This window comes from Acinetobacter sp. KH_038 (assembly GCF_057839405.1).
The window spans coordinates 1,256,711-1,278,394 of sequence record NZ_CM174489.1; the positions used below are offsets into that span (position 1 = coordinate 1,256,711).

Annotated in this window: 17 protein-coding genes; 12 read left to right on the forward strand and 5 right to left on the reverse strand. The window is 41.9% G+C overall.

Going from position 1 to position 21,684, the window contains the following annotated elements; translation table 11 throughout:
- Positions 1-675: 675 nt before the first annotated feature.
- A complete protein-coding gene (locus tag AC3IT7_RS05910) occupies positions 676-1,377 on the reverse strand; it encodes a VIT1/CCC1 transporter family protein (protein WP_218209044.1) in 702 nt (233 codons plus the stop codon).
- A gap of 273 nt (positions 1,378-1,650) precedes the next feature.
- On the opposite strand from AC3IT7_RS05910, the gene AC3IT7_RS05915 reads away from it, so the two are divergent.
- Entirely contained in the window at positions 1,651-2,352 is a 702-nt protein-coding gene (locus AC3IT7_RS05915) for a DUF1003 domain-containing protein (protein ID WP_218209043.1), read from the forward strand.
- A gap of 143 nt (positions 2,353-2,495) precedes the next feature.
- Here the strand turns inward: AC3IT7_RS05915 and coq7 are convergent, their stop codons facing one another.
- Together coq7 and AC3IT7_RS05925 are read right to left on the reverse strand one after the other, a co-directional pair.
- The gene (gene coq7, locus AC3IT7_RS05920) at positions 2,496-3,131 is read right to left on the reverse strand and encodes a 2-polyprenyl-3-methyl-6-methoxy-1,4-benzoquinone monooxygenase (RefSeq protein WP_475654908.1); all 636 of its coding nucleotides are present in this window, start codon (positions 3,129-3,131) and stop codon (positions 2,496-2,498) included.
- A 3-nt stretch (positions 3,132-3,134) separates the two neighbouring features.
- Positions 3,135-4,454 (reverse strand): MFS transporter, encoded by a 1,320-nt coding sequence (locus AC3IT7_RS05925; RefSeq protein WP_489249726.1) that lies wholly within the window; start codon positions 4,452-4,454, stop codon positions 3,135-3,137.
- Positions 4,455-4,628: 174 nt separating this feature from the next.
- Here AC3IT7_RS05925 and AC3IT7_RS05930 point away from each other — a divergent pair, with 174 nt between their 5' ends.
- From AC3IT7_RS05930 to AC3IT7_RS05945, 4 genes are all read left to right on the forward strand, one after another.
- The gene (locus AC3IT7_RS05930) at positions 4,629-7,385 is read left to right on the forward strand and encodes an autotransporter assembly complex protein TamA (protein ID WP_489249727.1); all 2,757 of its coding nucleotides are present in this window, start codon (positions 4,629-4,631) and stop codon (positions 7,383-7,385) included.
- A 36-nt stretch (positions 7,386-7,421) separates the two neighbouring features.
- Positions 7,422-11,945, forward strand: a complete 4,524-nt coding sequence (locus AC3IT7_RS05935; RefSeq protein ID WP_489249728.1) for a translocation/assembly module TamB domain-containing protein — start codon at positions 7,422-7,424, stop codon at positions 11,943-11,945.
- A 170-nt stretch (positions 11,946-12,115) separates the two neighbouring features.
- Positions 12,116-12,316: a hypothetical protein gene (locus tag AC3IT7_RS05940; protein ID WP_489249729.1), complete on the forward strand. Its 201-nt coding sequence runs from the start codon at positions 12,116-12,118 to the stop codon at positions 12,314-12,316.
- Between the two features lie 314 nt (positions 12,317-12,630).
- Complete coding sequence (locus AC3IT7_RS05945) at positions 12,631-12,834, forward strand: hypothetical protein (RefSeq protein ID WP_475654904.1); 204 nt, start codon at positions 12,631-12,633, stop codon at positions 12,832-12,834.
- Between the two features lie 86 nt (positions 12,835-12,920).
- On the opposite strand, the gene xseB is transcribed toward AC3IT7_RS05945, so the two are convergent.
- Complete coding sequence (gene xseB / locus AC3IT7_RS05950) at positions 12,921-13,115, reverse strand: exodeoxyribonuclease VII small subunit (protein ID WP_475654903.1); 195 nt, start codon at positions 13,113-13,115, stop codon at positions 12,921-12,923.
- Complete coding sequence (xseA, locus tag AC3IT7_RS05955; protein WP_489249730.1) at positions 13,105-14,376, reverse strand: exodeoxyribonuclease VII large subunit; 1,272 nt, start codon at positions 14,374-14,376, stop codon at positions 13,105-13,107. Before xseA ends, xseB begins: the two co-directional genes overlap by 11 nt.
- A gap of 349 nt (positions 14,377-14,725) precedes the next feature.
- Between xseA and AC3IT7_RS05960 the strand changes: the two genes are divergently transcribed.
- The 7 genes from AC3IT7_RS05960 (at position 14,726) to AC3IT7_RS05990 (ending at position 21,609) form a co-directional block, all read left to right on the forward strand.
- Complete coding sequence (locus AC3IT7_RS05960) at positions 14,726-15,160, forward strand: I78 family peptidase inhibitor (protein WP_489249731.1); 435 nt, start codon at positions 14,726-14,728, stop codon at positions 15,158-15,160.
- A gap of 113 nt (positions 15,161-15,273) precedes the next feature.
- On the forward strand, positions 15,274-15,633 hold the full coding sequence (locus AC3IT7_RS05965) for a hypothetical protein (protein ID WP_489249732.1): 360 nt from the start codon (positions 15,274-15,276) through the stop codon (positions 15,631-15,633).
- 213 nt (positions 15,634-15,846) lie between these two features.
- A complete protein-coding gene (locus tag AC3IT7_RS05970) occupies positions 15,847-16,116 on the forward strand; it encodes a hypothetical protein (RefSeq protein WP_489249733.1) in 270 nt (89 codons plus the stop codon).
- Positions 16,117-16,413: 297 nt separating this feature from the next.
- A complete protein-coding gene (locus AC3IT7_RS05975; RefSeq protein WP_489249734.1) occupies positions 16,414-19,053 on the forward strand; it encodes a bifunctional aconitate hydratase 2/2-methylisocitrate dehydratase in 2,640 nt (879 codons plus the stop codon).
- 92 nt (positions 19,054-19,145) lie between these two features.
- Positions 19,146-20,435 carry an AAA family ATPase gene (locus AC3IT7_RS05980; protein WP_489249735.1) on the forward strand — a complete coding sequence of 430 codons (1,290 nt, stop codon included), beginning with the start codon at positions 19,146-19,148 and terminating at the stop codon, positions 20,433-20,435.
- Entirely contained in the window at positions 20,432-21,307 is an 876-nt protein-coding gene (locus AC3IT7_RS05985; RefSeq protein WP_489249736.1) for a hypothetical protein, read from the forward strand. The genes AC3IT7_RS05980 and AC3IT7_RS05985 overlap by 4 nt, the downstream gene beginning before the upstream one ends.
- A gap of 83 nt (positions 21,308-21,390) precedes the next feature.
- Complete coding sequence (locus AC3IT7_RS05990; RefSeq protein ID WP_489249737.1) at positions 21,391-21,609, forward strand: hypothetical protein; 219 nt, start codon at positions 21,391-21,393, stop codon at positions 21,607-21,609.
- Positions 21,610-21,684 lie beyond the last annotated feature (75 nt).

The window sequence follows — 21,684 nt, forward strand, 5'->3', positions numbered from 1 at the left end:
CTCAGTTTTTTATATTTAGATGAATACAAATCCGTTAAGATCGGATAGGTACTAGAAAAAATTTAAACATGAAAATATTACAAATCCTGGTTTCGGTTATTTTAATTTTTGTGATTCTTTATGTTATCCAGTGGGGATTTCATGGTTTCCCTGCGGGTCATTAAAATGAGATGTACAGGCTATTATAGATTCCGTTTCAAGTTCGCTAAAAACTCAACATAATAAAAATCCAGCATTTCACTTTTTCTTGTTATAAAAAATGATCAGCAAGACGGCAAGGATTGCCAAAATCGCAAGAGTGATTACAGTTTCCATCATTATACCTCTCAGGCATATATTTTAGTTTTAAGCGCTTAGATTAGAATAGTAGGCCTATTAAATTAAACTCAAGTTTTGTGATCCTTATCTGTTGGTTGAAAGAAGCCAAATCAAAAAATCTAATCTATTTGGGTTCTTGCATAAATCGTTTTTGAATTACTACACAGCACTGCTGCGCAAGGGAGAGGTTTTTCTCAGAAATCCCTTATTCTCTTGCGAAGCAATACTTCTCATCCCTGGGGGAGAAGGAACGTTCAATACCCATTTAAATATGAATATAACGATTATTTTTTGCTTTATGAAAGAGATCTGTTCATTGCTGAATATATTGATACTTTTTTAAAGAATGCAGAACAATTAAGCGACTGCAACATTAAATAATGAGCCAATCCAGGCACTAAATAGCATGGCAATAATTCCCCAGAGCATGACCCGAACCGCACCTCTCCAGATACTGACACCGCCTGCATAGCTGGCCAGTGCTCCCATCATTCCCAGACTTAAAACACCAATCAGCATGACACCGTTACTCAAATATTGTTCCGGTAAAATCATAATGGAAATTAAAGGAAATAATGAGCCTACCGTAAATGCCAGAGCCGAAGAAAATGCAGCAAGAAAAGGTCGGGCCGAGGTATGATCCGAGATACCAATTTCATCCCGGGCATGAGCATCCAGGGCATTATGCTCGGTCAATTGCTCGGCGACCTGCTGCGCCAGAGCCGGTTCCAGGCCACGCTGTATATAAATCGTCTTGAGCTCGTTTAATTCATGAACAGGATGGCGTTGCAGTTCACGTTCTTCCATGAGTAGATCATTGGTTTCAATGTCTTGCTGGGATTTAACCGAAATGTATTCACCCGCTGCCATTGATGCGGCGCCAGAGATTAAGCCGGCAACACAGGTCACCAGTAAAATTTGCGTCGAGGCTCCACTGGCCGCTATTCCGACCACCAGACTGGTCACTGAAATAATCCCGTCATTTGCTCCCAGCACAGCTGCACGCAACCAGCCCGCTCGTTCAATATAATGTTTTTCAAAATGATATGAGTGGCGCACAAGAAAGCCTCTTTTTTATTATCTTAATCATTATAGTAGATTTAAGTCATCTATTTATATCATGATTGAATAATTGCGAAAATTATATTGGAGAATAAGATAATAAATTTTGAGTCCAATTATTCACTTAAGGGTAAAACCGATCTGATTTCTTGATCGGGAAAGATGCACCAAGATTCTAGGTTTTAGCAGATACTCATATTATAAAAATGACGCAAATAGATAACGCAGATAAAAATAAGGGCTGAGCAAGCATTAAAGAAGAGAACCATCATGAAAGAAAAAAATGAGATGTATAAGTGTTTGGTGTGTGGCAAGAATTATCTGCTTAAAAATCTCACACCGATGGGAACGGTAAGGAAGGTCATCACCGAAGAGATTGCTAAGGATATTCCAGACTGGTCAGCGCAAAATTATATTTGCCAGGCAGATTTGACCCGCTACCGCATGCAGTATGTTCATTCATTATTAAGATCGGAAAAGGGTGAAGTGACCGATCTTGAGTTTGAAGTCATTAATAGTATGCATCAGCATGAACTGATTACCAAAAATGTAGAAACGGCATTGGAGCAAAAGTGGACTTTGGGGGAAAGGCTGGCCGATAAAATTGCAACTTTTGGCGGGAGCTGGACATTTCTGGTGTGCTTTGCAATTTTCCTGTTTATTTGGATTACAGTAAATACTGTGGTTCTGGTAAAGCAGCCGGCAGATCCTTATCCCTTTATCTTGTTGAATTTAATTCTGTCCTGTATCGCGGCGATTCAGGCCCCGGTCATTATGATGAGTCAGAATAGACAGGAGGCAAAAGACCGCTTACGTTCGCAAAATGATTATCAGATCAATTTAAAAGCCGAACTGGAAATCCAGCATTTACATGAAAAGCTCGATCATTTGCTGATGCATCAATGGGAGCGGCTGGCACAGATACAGGAAATCCAGCTGGATTTGCTTTCGGAAATGAGCAAAAAGTATTGATATAAAATGGTGAGGGTTTTCTGATATTTTAGCTGGATGACAGGTACGGCATGCTGATTTGTCTTTAGCTGATAAATCAAGCTTGAAATGCGAGAGATATGAAAAAGCCCGCAATAAGCGGGCTAAAACTGGACAGCTCTTATTTAAATAAAATAACTGGTCTTGGTCATGAGTTTGGAAATGGCAGTCATGGTCATTTTCACCGGAGCAGGCAGATCTACACCACCTGCGTTTAAAGCCGTATCGCGGTGATGCAGCTCATCTTCATTCATCTGTTCCAGAATTCGACGGGAACGTTCATCTTGCGCGGGCAACTGGCTAATATGATGCTGCAAATGCATGCTCACCTGACGTTCTGTTTCTGCGACAAAACCAAGACTGTATTTGTCACCGGCGATTCCGGCAAGTGCACCCATCCCAAAAGACAGGCCGTACCAGACCGGATTAAGCAGACTGGTATGGCTATCCAGTTCTTTTAAACGGTCTTCACACCAGGCCAGATGATCCTGCTCTTCAATCGCTGCCTGTTCCATTTCACGACGTACATTTGGCAGTTTTGCTGTCATGGCCTGACCATGATAGAGCGCTTGAGCACAGACTTCACCACTATGATTGACCCGCATCAAGCCTGCCACATGACGGGCATCGCTCACGGTCAATTGCGTTTCTACCGGTTGGGCTGGATTTTCACGTTGTGCCGATGTCGTGCCCGGGACGAGACTGCGTAATGCCTGGTCAAAAGAATGAATCAGCTTATCGACACCTGTATATTGACGCATGAATTAATCCTCCAAGGGTGCTTTCGCGGTTTTGATCATGGGTTTGAGTCGGAAAAGCAGCCATAGGGTAAACAGGCCACTCAACACTGCAGTAATACAAAAAAGTATTTTAAGATCAAGCTCTAAAACACTCAAAATAATAATCGAAAATATAGCAGAAGATACCATGAAAACGGCATTCAGAATGTTATTTGCTGCAACCACCCGCGCACGATGTGAGCGGGGCGAATGCGCCTGCATCATGGCATACAGCGGAACGATATAAAAACCACCACTTATTCCGAGCAAGGTGACTGCCAGCATTACATGATAATAACTCCAGCCTTGCTGGAACACTTCGGCCAGACCGATTAACTCGCCGCTACGTTCTGGCACAAAGGCCAGACTTGCGGCCAGATACAGGGCAAAGACCACCAGACCAATCGCACCAAAAGGCACCATCTTAATATTGACTTCGCTGCCACCAATTTTCCTGCATAAATATGACCCCAGTCCGATTCCGACAGAAAAGAACGTCAGTAATAGACTGGCGACATTTTCCGAGGCATGCAGATTTTGCAAGGTCAGCTGAGGAATTTGGGTCAGATAGGTAGCGCCATAAAACCAGTACCATGAATTACCCAATAAAATGGTAAAGACCAAAGGCAGGCCTTTGGCATATTTGAGCGTTTGTAAACTGGTCCGGAAAAAATTCCAGTCCACTTGCAGCTCCGGCGCCGGAATACTTTGTTTGAGAATATAACGGCTCGATGTATAACCAATCAGGGCAATGATCACCACCGTCAAACTGATCCAGATCAGGTTGCCGGATGAGGCTGCAATGACTGCCCCCCCCAGAATCATACCGAACAAAATCGCCAACGATGTTCCTGACTGAAACAGGGCATTGCCAGACATCAGTTCATTCGGTTTCAGTACTTCCGGCAGAATGGCATATTTAATCGGGCCGAAGAACGTGGACTGGGTTCCCATCAGGAACAGGGCAAATAACAGAATCCATAAATTGCCGAGCAGGAAACCAATCGTTCCCAACAGCATGATGACAATTTCCAGAATCTTTAAATAGCGGATCAGCTGTGAACGTTCGTATTTATCGGCAATCTGTCCCGCCGTAGCTGAAAAAATAAAATAGGGCAGGATAAACAGTAAAGCCGCCAGATTATTCAAGGTACTGATGCTGGCCGACTGCTGCTGAATCCAGCCATAAGTGATCACCAGCAGCAATGCCTGTTTAAATACATTATCGTTTAATGCACCAAAAAACTGCGTCAGAAACATCGGTAAAAAGCGCCGAGAAGCTAACAAATGTTCATTTTTGTCCATATAGAGCGTGCTACATTAAGTTTTATTAAGAAATGTCAGTTATGCATAAACATTGAGAAAAATCATGTAAGATACTTTCAGCCATGTAAAGGTAAAAACCAATTAATTAAGTTCTTTAGCTTATATTTTTCGGTCAAATAATCAATTAAAGAATGTATTCGTTTAGAGTTTGCTATGCCTGCAAAGAAAAAATTTAAAAAAACGATGCTTCATCGCAGTATGGGGTCGCTCATACCACGTCATAGTGGGGCACAGCTATGTATGAGCATTTTTTTTATGATGTTATCCCATCAGAGCATGGCGCAGACCGAACAGACTGAAACACCTGTGGCCATTTCCCAGGCAGAAATGGTGGATGAACTGTCCAAAGAAGCGATGCGTCAGGGACTGGTCACATCGGAAAATGAAGCCAGCGAAAAAATAGAAGAAGCGATACAGCCGGACGTCCCTGTCGATAGCATGCTCATGCTGGAACAGCAGCAGAATTCGGGATCTGGTCTAGACGTATTCACTCCGATCCAGTTCGAAGATCTGGAAGAGTTGCCGATCCAGGCTATTGATCAGAACATGGCCAATGAAATTTACCGTGAGGCCGAGCAAGCCAAGCAGGAAGCGCAAAATTATCGCAATAGCCAGACCACTGAAACAGTAGTGGCAGATATTAGCCAGCAGGAACTGCTTGAAATTAATCAGGCACCGGTAAATGTCGATCAGCTGATGCAGTCGATTCAGGCAGACAGCCAGATTATTGTGCAAAATAATGAAGCTGGCATGACTTTGTCGGAAATCCCGGGCCAGCTTGTTGCTGAAGATGAAAAACGTCCGAATATTTTCAAAAGACTGTTTTATAAAATCCGTCCGCCACGTCAGATCATGACTGCGAGAGTCCCGAGAATTAGTGCCGACGTGGTGCTGATAAACGGAGAAGGTGTCGCGCAAACTAACGGGATGCTGAATCGCAGTGATGCACCCGAAGGCTATCTGAATTTAAGAAATAATGTCAAAGCCAAACTCTCCAGTTTTACCCAGGAGTCTTTTGGCGACTTCAATTCAGCCTTGCCTCAATTGCGAACTTTATCCAGACAGGCCGCGCAGGCAGTCGGATATTACAATGCCCAGTTCAGGTTTGAAAAAGTTTCTGACAGCCGGGTGCGGGTTTTTGTCACTCCAAATGAACCTGTGCTGATCACCAGCCAAAATCTGGAATTTAGCGGTGAGGGTGCAGAACAGCCACAATTCCAGGTGATTAGTCTTTTGCCAGAACAGGAAGAAGGCGATATTTTTCATCATGGCAATTATGAAAAGACCAAAGAACGAATCAACAATGCAGCCAATAACAACGGTTATTTTGATTCCTACTGGCGCATGCATGATGTCCGGATTGCACAGCCACAAAATACTGCCGATGTAAATCTGCGTTTCGAGACAGGCGAGCGTTACAAGCTGGGGAATGTCGAGTTTAGAATGAGTGACCCTGAAAAGGAATTTCCACTCGATCGCGACGTACTGGAAAGTATGGTGACCTGGAAAGATGGCGCAGATTATACGTTCTGGAGGGTCAATAGTCTGGCCAATAACCTGACCAACTCACGCTATTTTAACTATACCCTGGTGGATGCAGTTCGTCCGGATCCGATTGACAGGGAGCTGGAACTGGCACCGGATATTCAAAGCCTGATAGAAGAACAGCAACGCTCAGAAGAACAGACGGTCTCCACACAGCCTACCCGTGCAGCGCCATCTGATCAAGAAGTTACCCAAAATGTCGTCGATGAAGACCAGTTTGCCGGTAGTCGCGATCAGGAAAATCCAAATTTAAGAACCCTGCGAGTCGAACAGCAGAGCAAAGAAAATGAGCAGGAGCGTTTAAAAGTACAAGCACGCGAAGAGAAGAAAGTTCCAGTGATTGTGACTTTAAATGCCGACCGTTTAAACACCGCTGAATTGGGTCTGGGTTATGGAACAGATACTGATATCCGGTTACGTGGTCAATACCGCCGTGCCATTGTAAATAAACGCGGGCATTCTTTTGATGCCAACATCGAGTTTTCCGGGATCCGGCAGTCAATTGATGGCCGTTATAATATTCCCTATAACCATCCACTGAATGACTATGTCAGTATTGTTGGCGGTTATGAGCGTGAAGAACGTGATGGCGTGGCACGGGGTGAGGGGCTGCAAATTGAATCTGCGGTATTGGGTGCAGACCGGATCATCAAAAATCCACTGGGTAACTGGCAGCGTACTTTTGGAGCACGTTACCGGCTGGATCGCTTGAAGCAGGATGGTTCTGTCGATTTTAACCAGATTCCTGAAGCATTCCGCTTTAATACCGAAGATGAACAGCAGTCGCTATTAGTCGGTTATGAGGTTTCACGTACCGATACTGATCGCCGGGTCAATCCGACCAGGGGTTTCAAGCAGATTTATAAAATTGAACTGGGTAGTGAAGCTTTATTGTCGGATGCCGATATGGCCATTGTGAATGCAGGCTGGCGTTTTATCTATTCATTGGGTGAAAATGCAGATCATCAGTTTGTTGGACGTGCAGACGCAGGTTATATCTTTACTGAAGACTTTGCCAAAGTACCCTACAACCTGAGATATTTCACAGGGGGTGACCAGAGTATTCGCGGTTTTGACTACAAGAGTCTTTCTCCGGAGATTGAAGGCTTTAAAGTGGGTGGGCAAGCCCTAGGGGTTGCCTCCTTAGAATATAATTATCAGTTCAGGGATGGCTGGCGTGCTGCGGTTTTTGCAGATGCCGGAAATGCCTATAATAAAGAATTCAGTAACCCGACCGAATATGGTGCGGGTGTGGGGATACGCTGGGCCTCACCGATTGGACCGATTCGTATTGATGTTGCGACTGGACTGTCTGATGACAATCATCCAATTCGTCTGCATTTCTTTATTGGCTCGCAATTATAAAACATCATTTTTTAAAAATAGTTATTTGGGTACATCATGGTCGAGAACCAACCACAACCAGAACAACAACCACAAGATAGCGTTGTGCCGAAAAAGCGCCGTATATTGAGAAGTATCCTATTGTCGGTACTTTTCTCCCTGATTTTTCTGCTCTCTGTGCTGGCGCTGCTGTTCTCGACCAATCAGGGCAGTAAATTCCTGCTAGATCAGGTGCTGCAACGTCAGCAAATTATTCATTATGAATATGAAGGTGGAAATTTATGGCGTGGGATTATTCTGAAAAATGTGCTGGTGAGTCTGAAACCGGTCGATGTCAAAATTGATCGTGCCGATGTAAAGCTGGGCTGGCGGGCGATTCTCAAAAAAGAAATCCATCTGAATGAAGCCGATGTCAGCAATCTGCAAATTATTAATAAAACCCCTTCGAGTAATGAGCCTTTCAAGTTCAATGCTATCCGTTTGCCTTTTGTGCTACGTGTTGATCATCTGCTACTCGATCATCTGGTGATTAAAACCCAAACCACAGCAGTCGATTTTTACAATATAGAACTGAATGATGCGCTCTGGTCCGGTACCGAATTAAATTTTGAAGATTCCCGTGTGGATATGGGATATCTCTCGGTGCGTGAAGCAACGGGTAAAATGCAGTTTGAAGGTAAATACCCTCTGGATGCCACAGGTATTGTCAATCTGCCTGCATTAAGAGAAAGCTTGAATATTCATGATATTCAGATTCGGGCGCGTGGAACGCTGGATACGATCCAGGCAGGTGTAGCGACCAATACGCCGGATCTGTTAACCGGTTGGGCCATCGTACATCCAATGCGTCCTCAGGTGCCGATGCGTGGCGAGTTGAAGTTTAAGGATTATCACTGGCCACTTCTGACCGAGCAGAAACTGTTTACCAAAGAAGGAATTGCCGAATTTAATGGAAATATCGAGCGTCTGAACCTGAATGTCCGTACTGATCTGATTGGTGAAAATATTCCACAAGGCCAGTATAACGCGGTGATGAACACCGATCTGGTCAATCAGCTCAACATTACCGACCTGAACGGCCAACTGATGAAAGGTGCGCTGAGCCTTGCAGGTACAGTGGGCTGGAACGAGCGGGTCAGCTGGGATTTGAGCGGACGATTGAACGGAATTGATCCTAAACATGAACGTATTCCGCAAGTTGTACAAGATTTCTTGCCACCAAGTCTGGATGGCAACATAGCCTCTGCAGGTAATCTGGAAAATGGTTTACATCTGACGGCGCTGGTAGATTTTGACCGCTATGAAACCTGGAATATCAAGCTGGATCAGAATCCAGTCAAAGACGATAAAGTACAACCGATGCTTCTGGATGTTGCATGGCAAAATATCGACCGTGCCGTACCTTATGTCGGCTGGCTCAGCAGCCAGTCTGGTGATGTGAATCTGGCACTGGTTGAAGGCCAGCAAAATATTCATGTGGCGACCAAAGTCGAACAGCATGAACAAGGTCTTCTGCCTGCGGGTATGTATCAAGCCAAACTGAATCTGAAAAATAATATTCTGAATGTGCGGCATTTCAATTACAGCGCCAATGCACAGGCAGGCAGCTTAAGCGGTAATGCACGAATTGAACTGCCGCAAGAAAAACGCCAGTTAAAATGGACTGCGGTATTAAATGCCAAAAACCTAAATACCCGAAGTCTGGCTGCCGCTTCACCGATAGATCGCTTAAATGGCCAGATTAAGGCCAATGGCTATGCACAGCCGAATCAGCAGATTATTAAACTGTCTGGTATCGACCTGACTGGGCGCCTGGCAGAGCAAAACGAAACGGTACGTCTGACAGGTAACAGTGCTATTGCCTTGCTGTTCCATAATGAAAAAGCGGGTGGTGGTTTTAGAGGTTATGCAGTCAATTATGATGGCACTTTAAATGCCAGTCAGTTGCAAGCCAGTCAGGGAATACTGAAACTACGTGTTTCAGGTACCCCAGAGATGCTAAGAGTCAATGAATTCCGGCATGATGGTATTGCTGGCAAGATTAATGCCAATGGTTTGATTAATCTGGCCAATGGCATTGGCTGGGATATTAATGCTTCACTCATCCGCTTTAAGCCGCAATATTTTAATGCCAAATTGAAAGGCGAGTTGTCGGGCAATGTGAAGACTCAAGGGGTGTGGTCAGATACCTTAAAACGTATCCAGATCCAGCGTCTGAATCTGGCAGGTATGCTGAATAACAAGCCGGTTCGTGGTACAGGTAATTTGTCAGTCATTATTAACTCCAATCAGCGTGGTTTTGTTCCGCAGCAGTTTGAAGCCAATAACCTGTTCCTGTCTTATGCCAGCAACCAGATTCAGGCCACAGGCAATGCGCAGAATCTGCAACTGAAAGTGAATGCACCGGCATTATACGAGTTGTATCCCGGCTTAAGAGGTCGTGCGCAGGGCTATATCAATATGCAGGCGCAGCCACGTTTGCAGGCTTCGGCAAATCTTTCGATTGATAATTTTGCTTTTAAAAATCTGGTGAGTGTGCAGAAAGTTCGTGTACGCGGACAGTTGCCTACTTCACAGTCGACTCCAACCTTATTGACCGCAACAATGGATCGCTTGCGTAGCGGATCACGGGAAATTGTACGCGGTGAAATATCGCTTGCCGGTACACGTGCTGCGCATATCCTTAAAGTTCAGGCCGAAAACCGACTGTCCAAATTCTTTGTACAGCTGGCCGGTGGCTTCAATGCACAGAACAACTGGCTGGGTCAGATTCAAAAAGGTGATTTTGACTCTTTACGTGCCCACCTGGTACAGCGTCAAAATGCAGCAGTGATTTATAACGCGGCCCAGTCCGACCTGTTTATCGGTGCCCATTGCTGGATGAGCCAGCAAAGCCAGTTGTGTTTTGATCAGCCAATTCGGGTCAACAAAACTCGTGGTAGCGTATCTTTTGTAACCCAGAACCTGGATCTGAATGATTTTAGCGCATTCCTGCCGGATGGACTAGCGTTGACCGGTAAAGTCAATGGTTATGCCAAGGCAGCATGGGCACAAGGGGCTAAACCAAAAATTGATGCACGGCTGGTGACCCGAAACGGTGTGGTCGGCTTGTCTTCTGAAGATCCGGATTATTTAGGTTCTACACTAAAATATGATGAAGTGGGTCTGGTGGCAAAAAGTGTTGCAGACGGTTTACAGCTTCGACTGGATGTAAAAACTCCTGATATCGGAACCGGTTATGCCAATGTCATTATTGATCCATATCGGGACAGCAAACCGATGCGCGGTGAAATTGCCTTTAATCAGGTACAGCTCAAGGTATTTAAGCCATTTATTCAGGATATCCGTAATCTGGAAGGTACTTTATCCTATGCCGGAAAAGTGAGTGGAACCTTAACTGATCCTTTACTGGAGGGCGAAGTCCGGGTCAAAGATGCTGCGATCAGCATGATCTCCTTGCCGGTGAATCTGACCAATGTTCAGCTGTATTCATCAATCCGCCAAAATTCTGCCAGTATTAATGGTGCATTTAACAGTGGTCGTGGTGTAGGTAAACTGACCGGTTCAGTGGACTGGAAAGGCGACCCACGGGTGCAGTTAAAGCTGCAGGGCGAAAATCTGCTGGTTCGTCAGGCACCATTAATTACCGCCGTAGTCACGCCAGATTTAACTCTGGACATGTATCCATTCAACAAGAAGCTGAGTCTGAATGGCACGGTTGATGTACCACGTGCGCTGATTTCCATGCCGGAAGCCTCAGAGCCGGTGGTGGGTCTATCTTCAGATGTACGGGTTGTGCATGAAGGTGATGATCAGCTGGCAATCCTGAAATCGGCCCGTCCTTGGGATATTCGGGCTGATGTTGCAGTTTCACTGGGCAATCAGGTGATATTCCAGGGCTTTGACAGCCGTATCCCGCTCTTAGGCCGGGTAAATCTGTCACAGCGTGGTCTGGAAACTGCCATGCGTGCCAATGGTGCGATCGGGGTATCACAGCGGGTGAAAATTGAAGCTTATGGTCAGAGTCTGGATCTGAATCGTGCCATTGCCCGTTTCAATGGGGAGTTGACTAATCCGACACTGGATATTGATGCCAACAAGTCGGTTCAGGGCAGCACGGTCGGGGTACGGGTGACAGGTACTGCTTCAAGTCCAAGTATTCAGATTTATAATGATGCTGGCTTGTCAGAACAGGAAGCCCTGAATGCCTTGATTACCGGTCGTGTCAATGAAGGTGCATCCGGTTTGAGTCAGGCAGAAGGCTTCAGGTCTGATGTGAATAATACCATTGCCGCAGCAGGTATCAGTTTAGGTCTGGGTGGAACCCGTGCACTTACCAACCAGATTGGACGTAGCTTTGGTTTGAGTGGTCTGGCACTGGATGCACAGGGCACGGGGGATGATACCCAGGTATCGGTAACTGGTTATATTACGCCTGACTTGTATCTGCGTTATGGTGTCGGGGTGTTTACGCCTGTGAACAAACTGACCTTACGTTATCAGGTGAACCAGCGTCTTTATCTGGAAGCGAGTCAGTCCTTAGAGCGTGCTATCGACTTGTTCTATAACTGGCGCTTCTAGTACAAGGATAGATCAATATCTTTAAATGATCGTGATGATTATTTACTGATATTTATCTGGCCTGGTTATAAGGTAAACCTGGTTACACAAATGCTCATGCTTGACTATTGAATGAATCTGTCAAATGTTTGAGCATGATATTTTCTGGTTTATAGAAGTGATGGATCGCCATGATAGATGAAGAAAAGCCTTTAAACTTCGATGATGATAATGAGCCTCAAGACTTCGAAGATGAAGAATTCATCGACGACAAGAAAGAGGACGAGATCTACAATGCGATTACCAAAGACGGTTCTAGTGTTGATCCTGCGGACGATGGCACCCGGCATATTCGCCCTGAAGATGGTGATCCTATAGAAGTCGAAGAATAAACAAAAAAGCCCAATTCAATATTGGGCTTTTTGCTGTTCTTGATTTATTTTGGCATGACATACACTGCTTTTGGTATAGCCTCACAGAAGCAATAAATATCAGAATTTAAGCTCGAGGAACTGTAAAAGAATTATGGAAAATGGCGGAAATGATGCTTATTTTAGATGATTAAGAGCACTTAACTCACTGCAACATCCGCTATAAAATATAGAAAATCAATCAGATCAGATGATAATAGATTTAAAACCAATAAAGCCTTAATAAAATTAGGTGTATATTGAAAGTACAATTTCACTCAGCAGAGTATTTTCGCATGGCGACTAAATTTATCATCCGTTTTGCAATGATTCTATTCACTATACTCATTTTGACTGCGCTCGCCATTCAGTTTTTCTTTAGTCCGGAAGTGACTGTGGTGTTATGGATTTTTGCTGTACCTTTCATTTTGGGGATACCAATTTTAGCTTCTGTCGTATTGGCAAGTAATGAAGAGCTGGATATTCATAGCGTAAATTAATTTCATAAAAAGCCCTCAAAATGAGGGCTTTTTTAGCTCGTCCAGATATTAAAATAGCCTAAGCAGTATGCAAAGGTGATGAGCCATTAATCTTTGAAGGTATCATTGAGAGCAGTTTGTACTGCTTCAACACGTGCCTTGCAGGCTTTATATGCGGTCATGGATTCTTCCACGATTTTCATCAGATTATCAATATCCGGTTCTTGCTGAGATTCGAGCAGTTCCGCATTCTTTTTCAAGATGTCATAGCCTTGCTGGAAGCTTAAAGTATCATGAGTCATGAGGACGTACCTGTGTAAGTTGGGCTGAAAAAATGCCGTCATGCAGTTCCACCTGAACCAGATCGCTGGACTGAATCTGGCGAATAGAAGTCACTACATGCTGTTGCTGGCGTACGATGGCATAGCCTTTGGATAAAACATGTCGCGGGTTTTGCAGTAGTGTTTCCCGCATCAGAGCATCGAGTTGCTGATTGATCAGCTGGGTATGTTGCTGGGCCAGACTGGAGGTATTTGCCTTGACCTGTTCGAGACGTTGCAGGGCATCCATAATCTGGTTGTTGGCCAGACTCTGAATGAGTTTTAAAAATTGATCATTCTGGTTCTGATAGGACTGAATCTGCTGCTGGGACAGACGCTGGATCCGCTGTAAATAATTCAAGACATCCTGGGTCAGTTCAAAGATATGATTACGAATCCCGGCGATGACTTTACTCGGGGTATCGAAGGAGCGATGCGCAATTTCATCCAGAATGGTACGGTCTTTTTCATGTCCAATACCGACCCAGATTGGAACCGAGCGCTTGCAGAGCAGGGCAGCCAGCGCATAGTCATTCAGATAAGCCAGATCATTGACTGCACCGCCACCCCGAATAATGACAATTAAATCTGGCGCAGTGTCATAGCTGTATGCCCATTGCTTCAGTGCCTGTGCCAGACTGGACATAATGCTTTGTGCTGCGGTATTTCCCTGAAAGGTTGCACTGTGATAAATAAACTCACACACTTGCGCGCGCTGTAATGCATCGGCATCTTTTCTAAAGTCTCCAAGGCCTGCTGCATTTTCAGGAGCAATTACTAAAATCCGGTTCAGGTCAAAAGGGCTGGGCAGGTTTTTATTACGCTGAATCAGTCCTTCGGTCGTCAGCTTTTCAACAATTTGCTGATAGCGCCGGGCAATATCACCCAAGCTATAACCGGAATCAATCTCGACAATATTTAAAGAAAAACCATATTGTGGATCAAAATTGGCTTTAACCTTAATAAGTACTTTCAGGTCGCGGTTCAGTTCAATCCCGCTTTCACGTTCAAACTGGGTGACAATTTTCTGGGCGCTAAACTTCCAGATGGTAGCGCGGCAACTGGCAATCACCTGATCACTATCGACTTCTTTTTCTGCCAGTTCCAGATAATAATGACCTGCCTTGATACTGAGATTACGAATCTCGGCTTTGACCCATACCGGCGTATCGAAAGTGAATTTGACCACTTCCTGAACCGTAGCTAGATATTCCTTGAGGGAAAGTTGAGGATCGTCTGTCATGCTGCTAGAAAGTTTAAAATTCAATCAAATAGTAAATCAATCCAGCACAGATCACAAATCTAAAAGTGAAGTCATATTTGAGTTGTGTAATGACAATGTAATTCTATTGAAATGCATCATCATTTGATTGATGCGATTCATCCGGAAGTTTCTTATCCGGTAGAGCTTCTGCTCTTCTGTTTATTTTGTTCATTGAGAGAATTTATAGTGTTGAAGGACTTAATTCATAAAAGTTTTATTGACACTCTTCAATGACAAAGTACAGTTAAAAATCTACACAGACTGATGCCTGATAGCGACAAAAAATATGTTAAATTGGTGCAGAATTATTGAAGAAGAATACACACTCATGAAAAAAACAATGCTGCTTGGTTTCTTGGCTATGGCATTAAGTGCCTGTACCACCACGCCACAATCAGAGACTGAAGCTCCTAAATTAGGTATGCCAAATCCGGCCAGTGCTTATTGTGTCGATCAGGGTGGTAAACTTGAAATACGTAATGAAACTAACGGCCAGGTTGGATATTGTCACTTAAAGAATGGTCAGGTTGTCGAAGAATGGGAATTACTCCACATGAATCAACCGAAATGTATCGCCGATCAGGCCGCAGCACTGGTTGGGCAGTCTAATCTGACCGAAGAACACATCAAGCAGAAAACCAAGGCACAAACCGTACGGATGGTCGAACCGGGTCAAGCGGTGACCATGGATTATCGTGAAGAACGAGTCACAGTAACCGTAGATCCTGCCAGTAAAAAAATTCTTCAGGCTTCATGTGGTTGACCACACAAAATGAAAAAGCCCATTGCCGGGCTTTTTTTAATTCCTTAGAACTGGCATTTTGAAATGACAAATCTTTCCCGATCTTTTATATTGCCCCTCGGAAGGAGAAATTCATGAAAAAGTTACTGGCTTTATCGTTTATGCTGGCTCTGGTCGGTTGTGCCGAGAAGAAACCCTTAACCCCTGAAGAGCAGTGGCAAGGTTATTGTCGAAGTGTCGGTAATGCCGCGCGTACCATTATGCTGGATCGCCAGAATGCGATTGAGAAAGAAAAAGCTATCGAGCATGCCAACAAGATTGATGATGAAACCACTAAAGGTTTTATACTAACGATTATTGATGAAGTCTATGCACTTCCAGCCGAAGAGATTAAGGCAGACGTGAAAGCAGCACGTGAAAAAGTCCGCGCTGAATTTACTGCCAAGTGTATTGCCACGCCGCATAATGAATTGCCAGATTATAAACCGTTCTAAGGAGCGGTTTTTTTATGCCTGAATCATGCTGATCAAACATGAAGTCTTTATCAGGATGTAGTCGAGTAACAGGCAAAATAATCATTCTCTAATAATAAAAATAGCCTAAGCAATACGTACAATTTGTGACAATTACTAAATCTAAAATATAGAAATACTTATCTTTATATTGAATAATGGATTTAACTCCAATTACCCGGGGAGTAGCACAATATGGAAGTCGTAAGATATTTACATCATTCTGATTTGTTATTGGAAGATGAACATGGTGTGGTGATTATTGGTGGTAGTCGCTATGTTCTGAGCGTAGGTGACAAAGTAGTTTTAAAAGAAATGCTAGAACAAGATAAAAAGCTGTATCAGGTAGATATTTCCTTTGCCAGCAATAATCACAGTGCCACCTATGAAGATGAATGTGTGGTGAAATTCCAAGGCTGCCGCGATTCATATCAGCAGTATTTAAACTCGACTACTGTACACTAAGGTGGAGTATCTTTTTTAGTTCAAATCAGGCAACATCATAGTTGCCTTTTTTATGCATTAAATTCAGTTAAAAATGCCTGCTCATAGGCTTGTTTCGTGAGATCTGATCTGAAACTGATTATTGAATAATCATTAAGAGCATCATTTAGTTATAAAATAACGAGCATCACAAAGAAACACTTGAGTTGCATTAACTTTTAGCTGGAAATTTAGTAAAATTTCGGAGTCCATATTATTTGTGAAGCTTGGAATAAGCAGGAATTCATAAGTAATTTTTTAAAAAAGAGGAATAACACTGTGCTAGAAGCTTACCGCCAACACGTTGAAGAACGTGCCGCACTCGGAGTCCCACCGAAGCCACTTGACGATGCCCAAACCGCTGCATTAGTTGAATTACTAGTTAACCCGCCAGCTGGTGAAGAAGCATACTTGGTAGACTTGCTTGAAAACCGTGTACCAGCGGGTGTTGACCAAGCTGCATATGTAAAAGCTGCGTTCTTAGCTGCATTGGCAAAAGGCGAAGCAACCTCTCCACTTGTTTCTAAAGAACGTGCGGTTTACTTACTAGGTACTATGCTTGGTGGTTATAACGTAGCGCCTTTAGTTGAACTTTTAGACAACGCTGAGCTTGCAGAACTTGCAGCTGAAGCATTGAAAAAAACGCTTCTTGTATTTGATGCATTCCACGACGTAGCTGATAAAGCGAAAGCGGGTAACACAAATGCACAAGCAGTTATGCAGTCTTGGGCTGATGCTGAATGGTTTACTTCACGTCCAGACGTTCCTGAAGAAATCAAACTGACAGTTTTCAAAGTAACTGGCGAAACCAACACTGATGACTTGTCACCTGCACAAGACGCATGGAGCCGCCCGGACATTCCATTGCACGCAAATGCAATGCTGAAAAACGTACGTGACGGAATCAACCCAGAAGTTCCGGGTGAAGTAGGTCCACTGAACCAGATCAAAGAATTGATCGCGAAAGGCAACCAGGTTGCTTACGTTGGTGACGTTGTGGGTACAGGTTCATCTCGTAAATCTGCAACAAACTCTGTACTTTGGTTCTTCGGTGATGACATTCCGCACATTCCGAACAAAAAAGACGGTGGTTTCTGCTTAGGTTCTAAAATTGCACCGATTTTCTTCAACACCATGGAAGATGCGGGTGCATTGCCGATCGAGATCGATGTTGGCAACATGAACATGGGCGACGAAATCGTTCTGAACATCGACAAAACTGCTGCTAAAGTGACTGCATTTAAAGACGGCGCGCAAATTGCTGAAGCTGACCTTAAAACTCCAGTACTTCTAGACGAAGTTCGTGCTGGCGGTCGTATTAACCTGATCGTTGGTCGTGGTTTAACAACTAAGGCGCGTGAAGCTTTAGGTCTTCCAGTATCTACTTTGTTCCGTACTCCGGTGCAACCTGCTGCAACTGGCAAAGGTTTCACTCAAGCACAGAAAATGGTTGGTCGCGCTTGTGGTCTTCCTGAAGGTCAAGGTGTACTTCCAGGTACTTACTGTGAACCACGTATGACAACTGTTGGTTCGCAAGATACAACAGGTCCAATGACACGTGACGAACTGAAAGACTTGGCTTGCCTAGGTTTCTCTGCTGACCTTGTTATGCAATCTTTCTGTCATACAGCTGCGTATCCAAAACCAGTTGACGTTCAAATGCAACACTCGCTTCCTGATTTCATCATGAACCGTGGTGGTGTGTCTTTACGCCCAGGTGACGGTATTATTCACTCTTGGTTAAACCGTATGCTTCTTCCGGATACTGTTGGTACTGGTGGTGACTCGCATACTCGTTTCCCAATCGGTATTTCATTCCCGGCGGGTTCTGGTCTGGTAGCGTTTGCTGCTGCAACTGGTGTTATGCCACTGGATATGCCTGAATCTGTACTTGTGAAGTTCAAGGGTAAAATGCAGCCTGGTATCACCCTACGTGACCTGGTACATGCAATTCCTTACTACGCAATTCAAGCGGGTGACCTGACTGTAGAGAAGAAAGGTAAGAAAAACATCTTCTCTGGTCGTATCCTTGAGATCGACTTGACAGAAATGGAAACTGACCTGACTGTTGAGCAAGCATTCGAATTGTCTGATGCTTCTGCTGAACGTTCAGCTGCTGGTTGTTCGATCACACTTTCTGAAGAGAAAGTTGCTGAATACCTTCGTTCAAACATCACCATGTTGAAGTGGATGATTTCTGAAGGTTATGGCGATGCGCGTACAATGGCTCGTCGTGTTGAGAACATGGAAAAATGGTTAGCGAATCCATCACTGCTTAAAGCTGATGCTGATGCTGAATACACGAAAGTGTACGAAATTGATCTAGCTGACATTAAAGAACCTGTTCTTTGCTGCCCGAACGATCCAGATGATGCTAAATTGCTTTCTGATGTTCAAGGCGTGAAAATTGACGAAGTATTCGTTGGTTCTTGTATGACGAACATCGGTCACTTCCGTGCAACTGGTAAGTTACTTGAAAAAGTTCCTGGTGGCGTATTGAATACTCGTTTGTGGATTGCTCCACCTACGCGTATGGACGAACATCAGTTGATGGAAGAAGGTTTCTATAACATTTATGGTAAAGCTGGCGCGCGTACTGAAATGCCAGGTTGTTCATTATGTATGGGTAACCAGGCACGTGTAGCTCCGAACACTACTTGTGTTTCGACTTCTACTCGTAACTTCCCGAACCGTTTAGGTCAAGGTGCTAACGTTTACTTGGCTTCTGCTGAACTTGCTTCTGTTGCTGCTGTATTGGGTAAATTACCTTCTCCAGAAGAATATCAACAGTACGCAGCTCAAATTGACAGCATGTCAGCTGACATCTATCAATACTTAAGCTTCGACAAAATGAGCGACTATACTAACGCTGCTAAAGACGTTGATACCAAGAAAATTGCTGCTGCTCAGTTGACTTAATTCTTTATTGATTAAGTAATAAGCGGTATAAAATAAGGGCTGATTAATCAGCCCTTATTTATGACTATATAAAATATTATTTAGAGGGAAATATGTATATTTTAAAAGAATTTACAGTTGATGATATGTGGGGTGAAAAAGATGCGAAAATTTATTTTAATGATGATATTAACTTTCTAATTGGTGAAAATTCTAGTGGTAAAACAACAATAATTTATTTATTAGCATCACTTTTAAATTTAGATGAAGATAAAATTAGAAAATTTGATTTTAATAATTGTAAGTTAGTTCTACAGCAAAAAAATAATCCTAGTAAATGTATTGAGTTAAAGTGTGTTAATGGAGAATTATTTAGAATAATTTTTATAGATGAAAATGGGGTTTCAAAATTAGTAAAAAATGATCGAGGACTACTTTTATTTGATGTAGATATTTGGGATAAAAATAAAAATGACAAAAGAGATTTTATAAGCCAAAAATTACTAAAAAGTAAATTAAGTAAAGTTATAAATTTTACTTGGTTATCAATACATAGAAATACTGAGAATTATCAAAATGTTGATACATATTATCAGCCTATAGATCAAAGACTTTCAGAAATAAAGTCAGGTTTGATGAAGTATTTTAGTTCACAAGCTCAAAAATATGATGAGGAAGTTATTAATTTCCAAAAAAATATATTTTTAGAGTTCATTGACCCTACTATCGATACAAATTTAACTGGAATTATTAATGGTATTGATTTAGAAGAAACAGCTAGCGATATTAGAAAAATATTTGATATGTTGGGTCTAAATGACTCTGATAACAAGATTGAAAAGTTATTAGAGAAATATATCAATTCAATTAACTTATTAGAGCCTAATACGGATAGTCCAAAATTTGGTGTAGAAAATTATGTAGATATTTATAATTTGGCTCGTGTTTCAGCAATTATTAAAAAATATAATGATTTAAATAAGAAAAAAGACGAAATTTATTATTTGCAAAATAGATTTGTTGAAATTTTGAATAAATTTTTCGGTATTACAAAGAAAGCAGTAATTAATAGTCAAAATGAATTAATCTTTACAAAAATTCAGAATGAAGTTATTAAGCAGAGGAGTAGAAAATCAAAAAATGAATTTGATATTAATGATTTATCATCTGGCGAGAAACAAATAGTTATTTTATTGGCAGAAACATTACTGCAAGATAAAAAAGTATCAATATTTATTGCTGATGAACCAGAGTTATCACTACATCTTAAATGGCAAGAATTATTAACAGCAAGTATTAGAAGCTTAAATCCTAATGCACAAATTTTATTTGCAACACATTCACCTGATATTGTTTCTATTTTTGATAAGAAAATTATTAAAATGAAGGATGTTTTGAAATGAGTTTAATTAGAAGTGCATCTGGATTGTCTAATTATCGTCACTTTATTGATTCTGAAATTATTGTATATATTGAAGGTCAGGAGGGTAAGCATGATAAATATTTTTATGAAAATTTAATAACGCTGTTTACTGCAAAGAAAGTTACCTTCATTCCAAAAGGAAGTAGTACAACCGTTTTTGATTACTTGAGTAAAATCTCTAATGAAAATATAGAAAATTCTTTTGTCATTTTTGATAAAGACTTAACAGGTTTGACTATATCCAAAAGATATCAAAATAAAATGATCACGACGTGTTTTTATAGTTGGGAAAATGATTTATTAGATAAGAATATTGTTTATGACTTTTTTAGTGATTTTTGTTTAGATTTTGGATTACGCAGTAAATTTTTCAGTATATTTGATACAGAATTGAATAAATTAGATGAGATAATAATTTCTGATTCTCTTTTACAAAGAGTTGGTACGCCGTTGCTAGATAAGGATAAGGCTAGTTTTGGTGTTAACTTTGTTTTGGACGAAACAAAAAAATCTATTATTTCTAATGATGAAATTTCGAGAGTTCTTAATAAAGTAGATTATTCTATATATGTTACAGATCCAGTTTTCATGGATTTAAGAGTGAAATTTGGTCTATTTGATATCCGTATGTATATACAGGGACACTTTTATGAATATTTTTGTTACAAATTGGTGCATTGCTTAGTATCAGATCATGATCCAAATTTTAAAAAATTAAGCCAAAATAATTTCATGACAATTATTCTAGGTAAGTTTTCAAAGTCACCTAGAGAATTTATTAATGATGAAGTATACGAACATTATTTAAGAGAATTTTCTAGAGTATTTGGTGAAATTGATCATGCTTTATAAAATTTAAGTTATATCTTTACACTTTATACAATAAATCATTTAATTTTCACATTGAAAAACGCTTTAAAATAGTTGATGTAGTAATGGCAAAACAATCCCGATTCCTCTGTATTGGTGGTTTCCTTAATGGAACTCAAGTTAAAGATCAAGGTGACAGCTTTGAGTGTGTCGAGAACTCAAGGAAAGTCACTTATGTGAAGAAAGAAATCTTCCATCAAGATGCCTGGGATCATGATTACTATGTATGTGAGACGACCACAGATCAGCAAGCAAAAAACTGGGTATATGATATAAAGCATTAATTTTATAGCTTTAATTTTAAAAATCGAATAACTCATTTTTAAATGGGTTATTCGTTTTTTATTTTAAACTTCAGA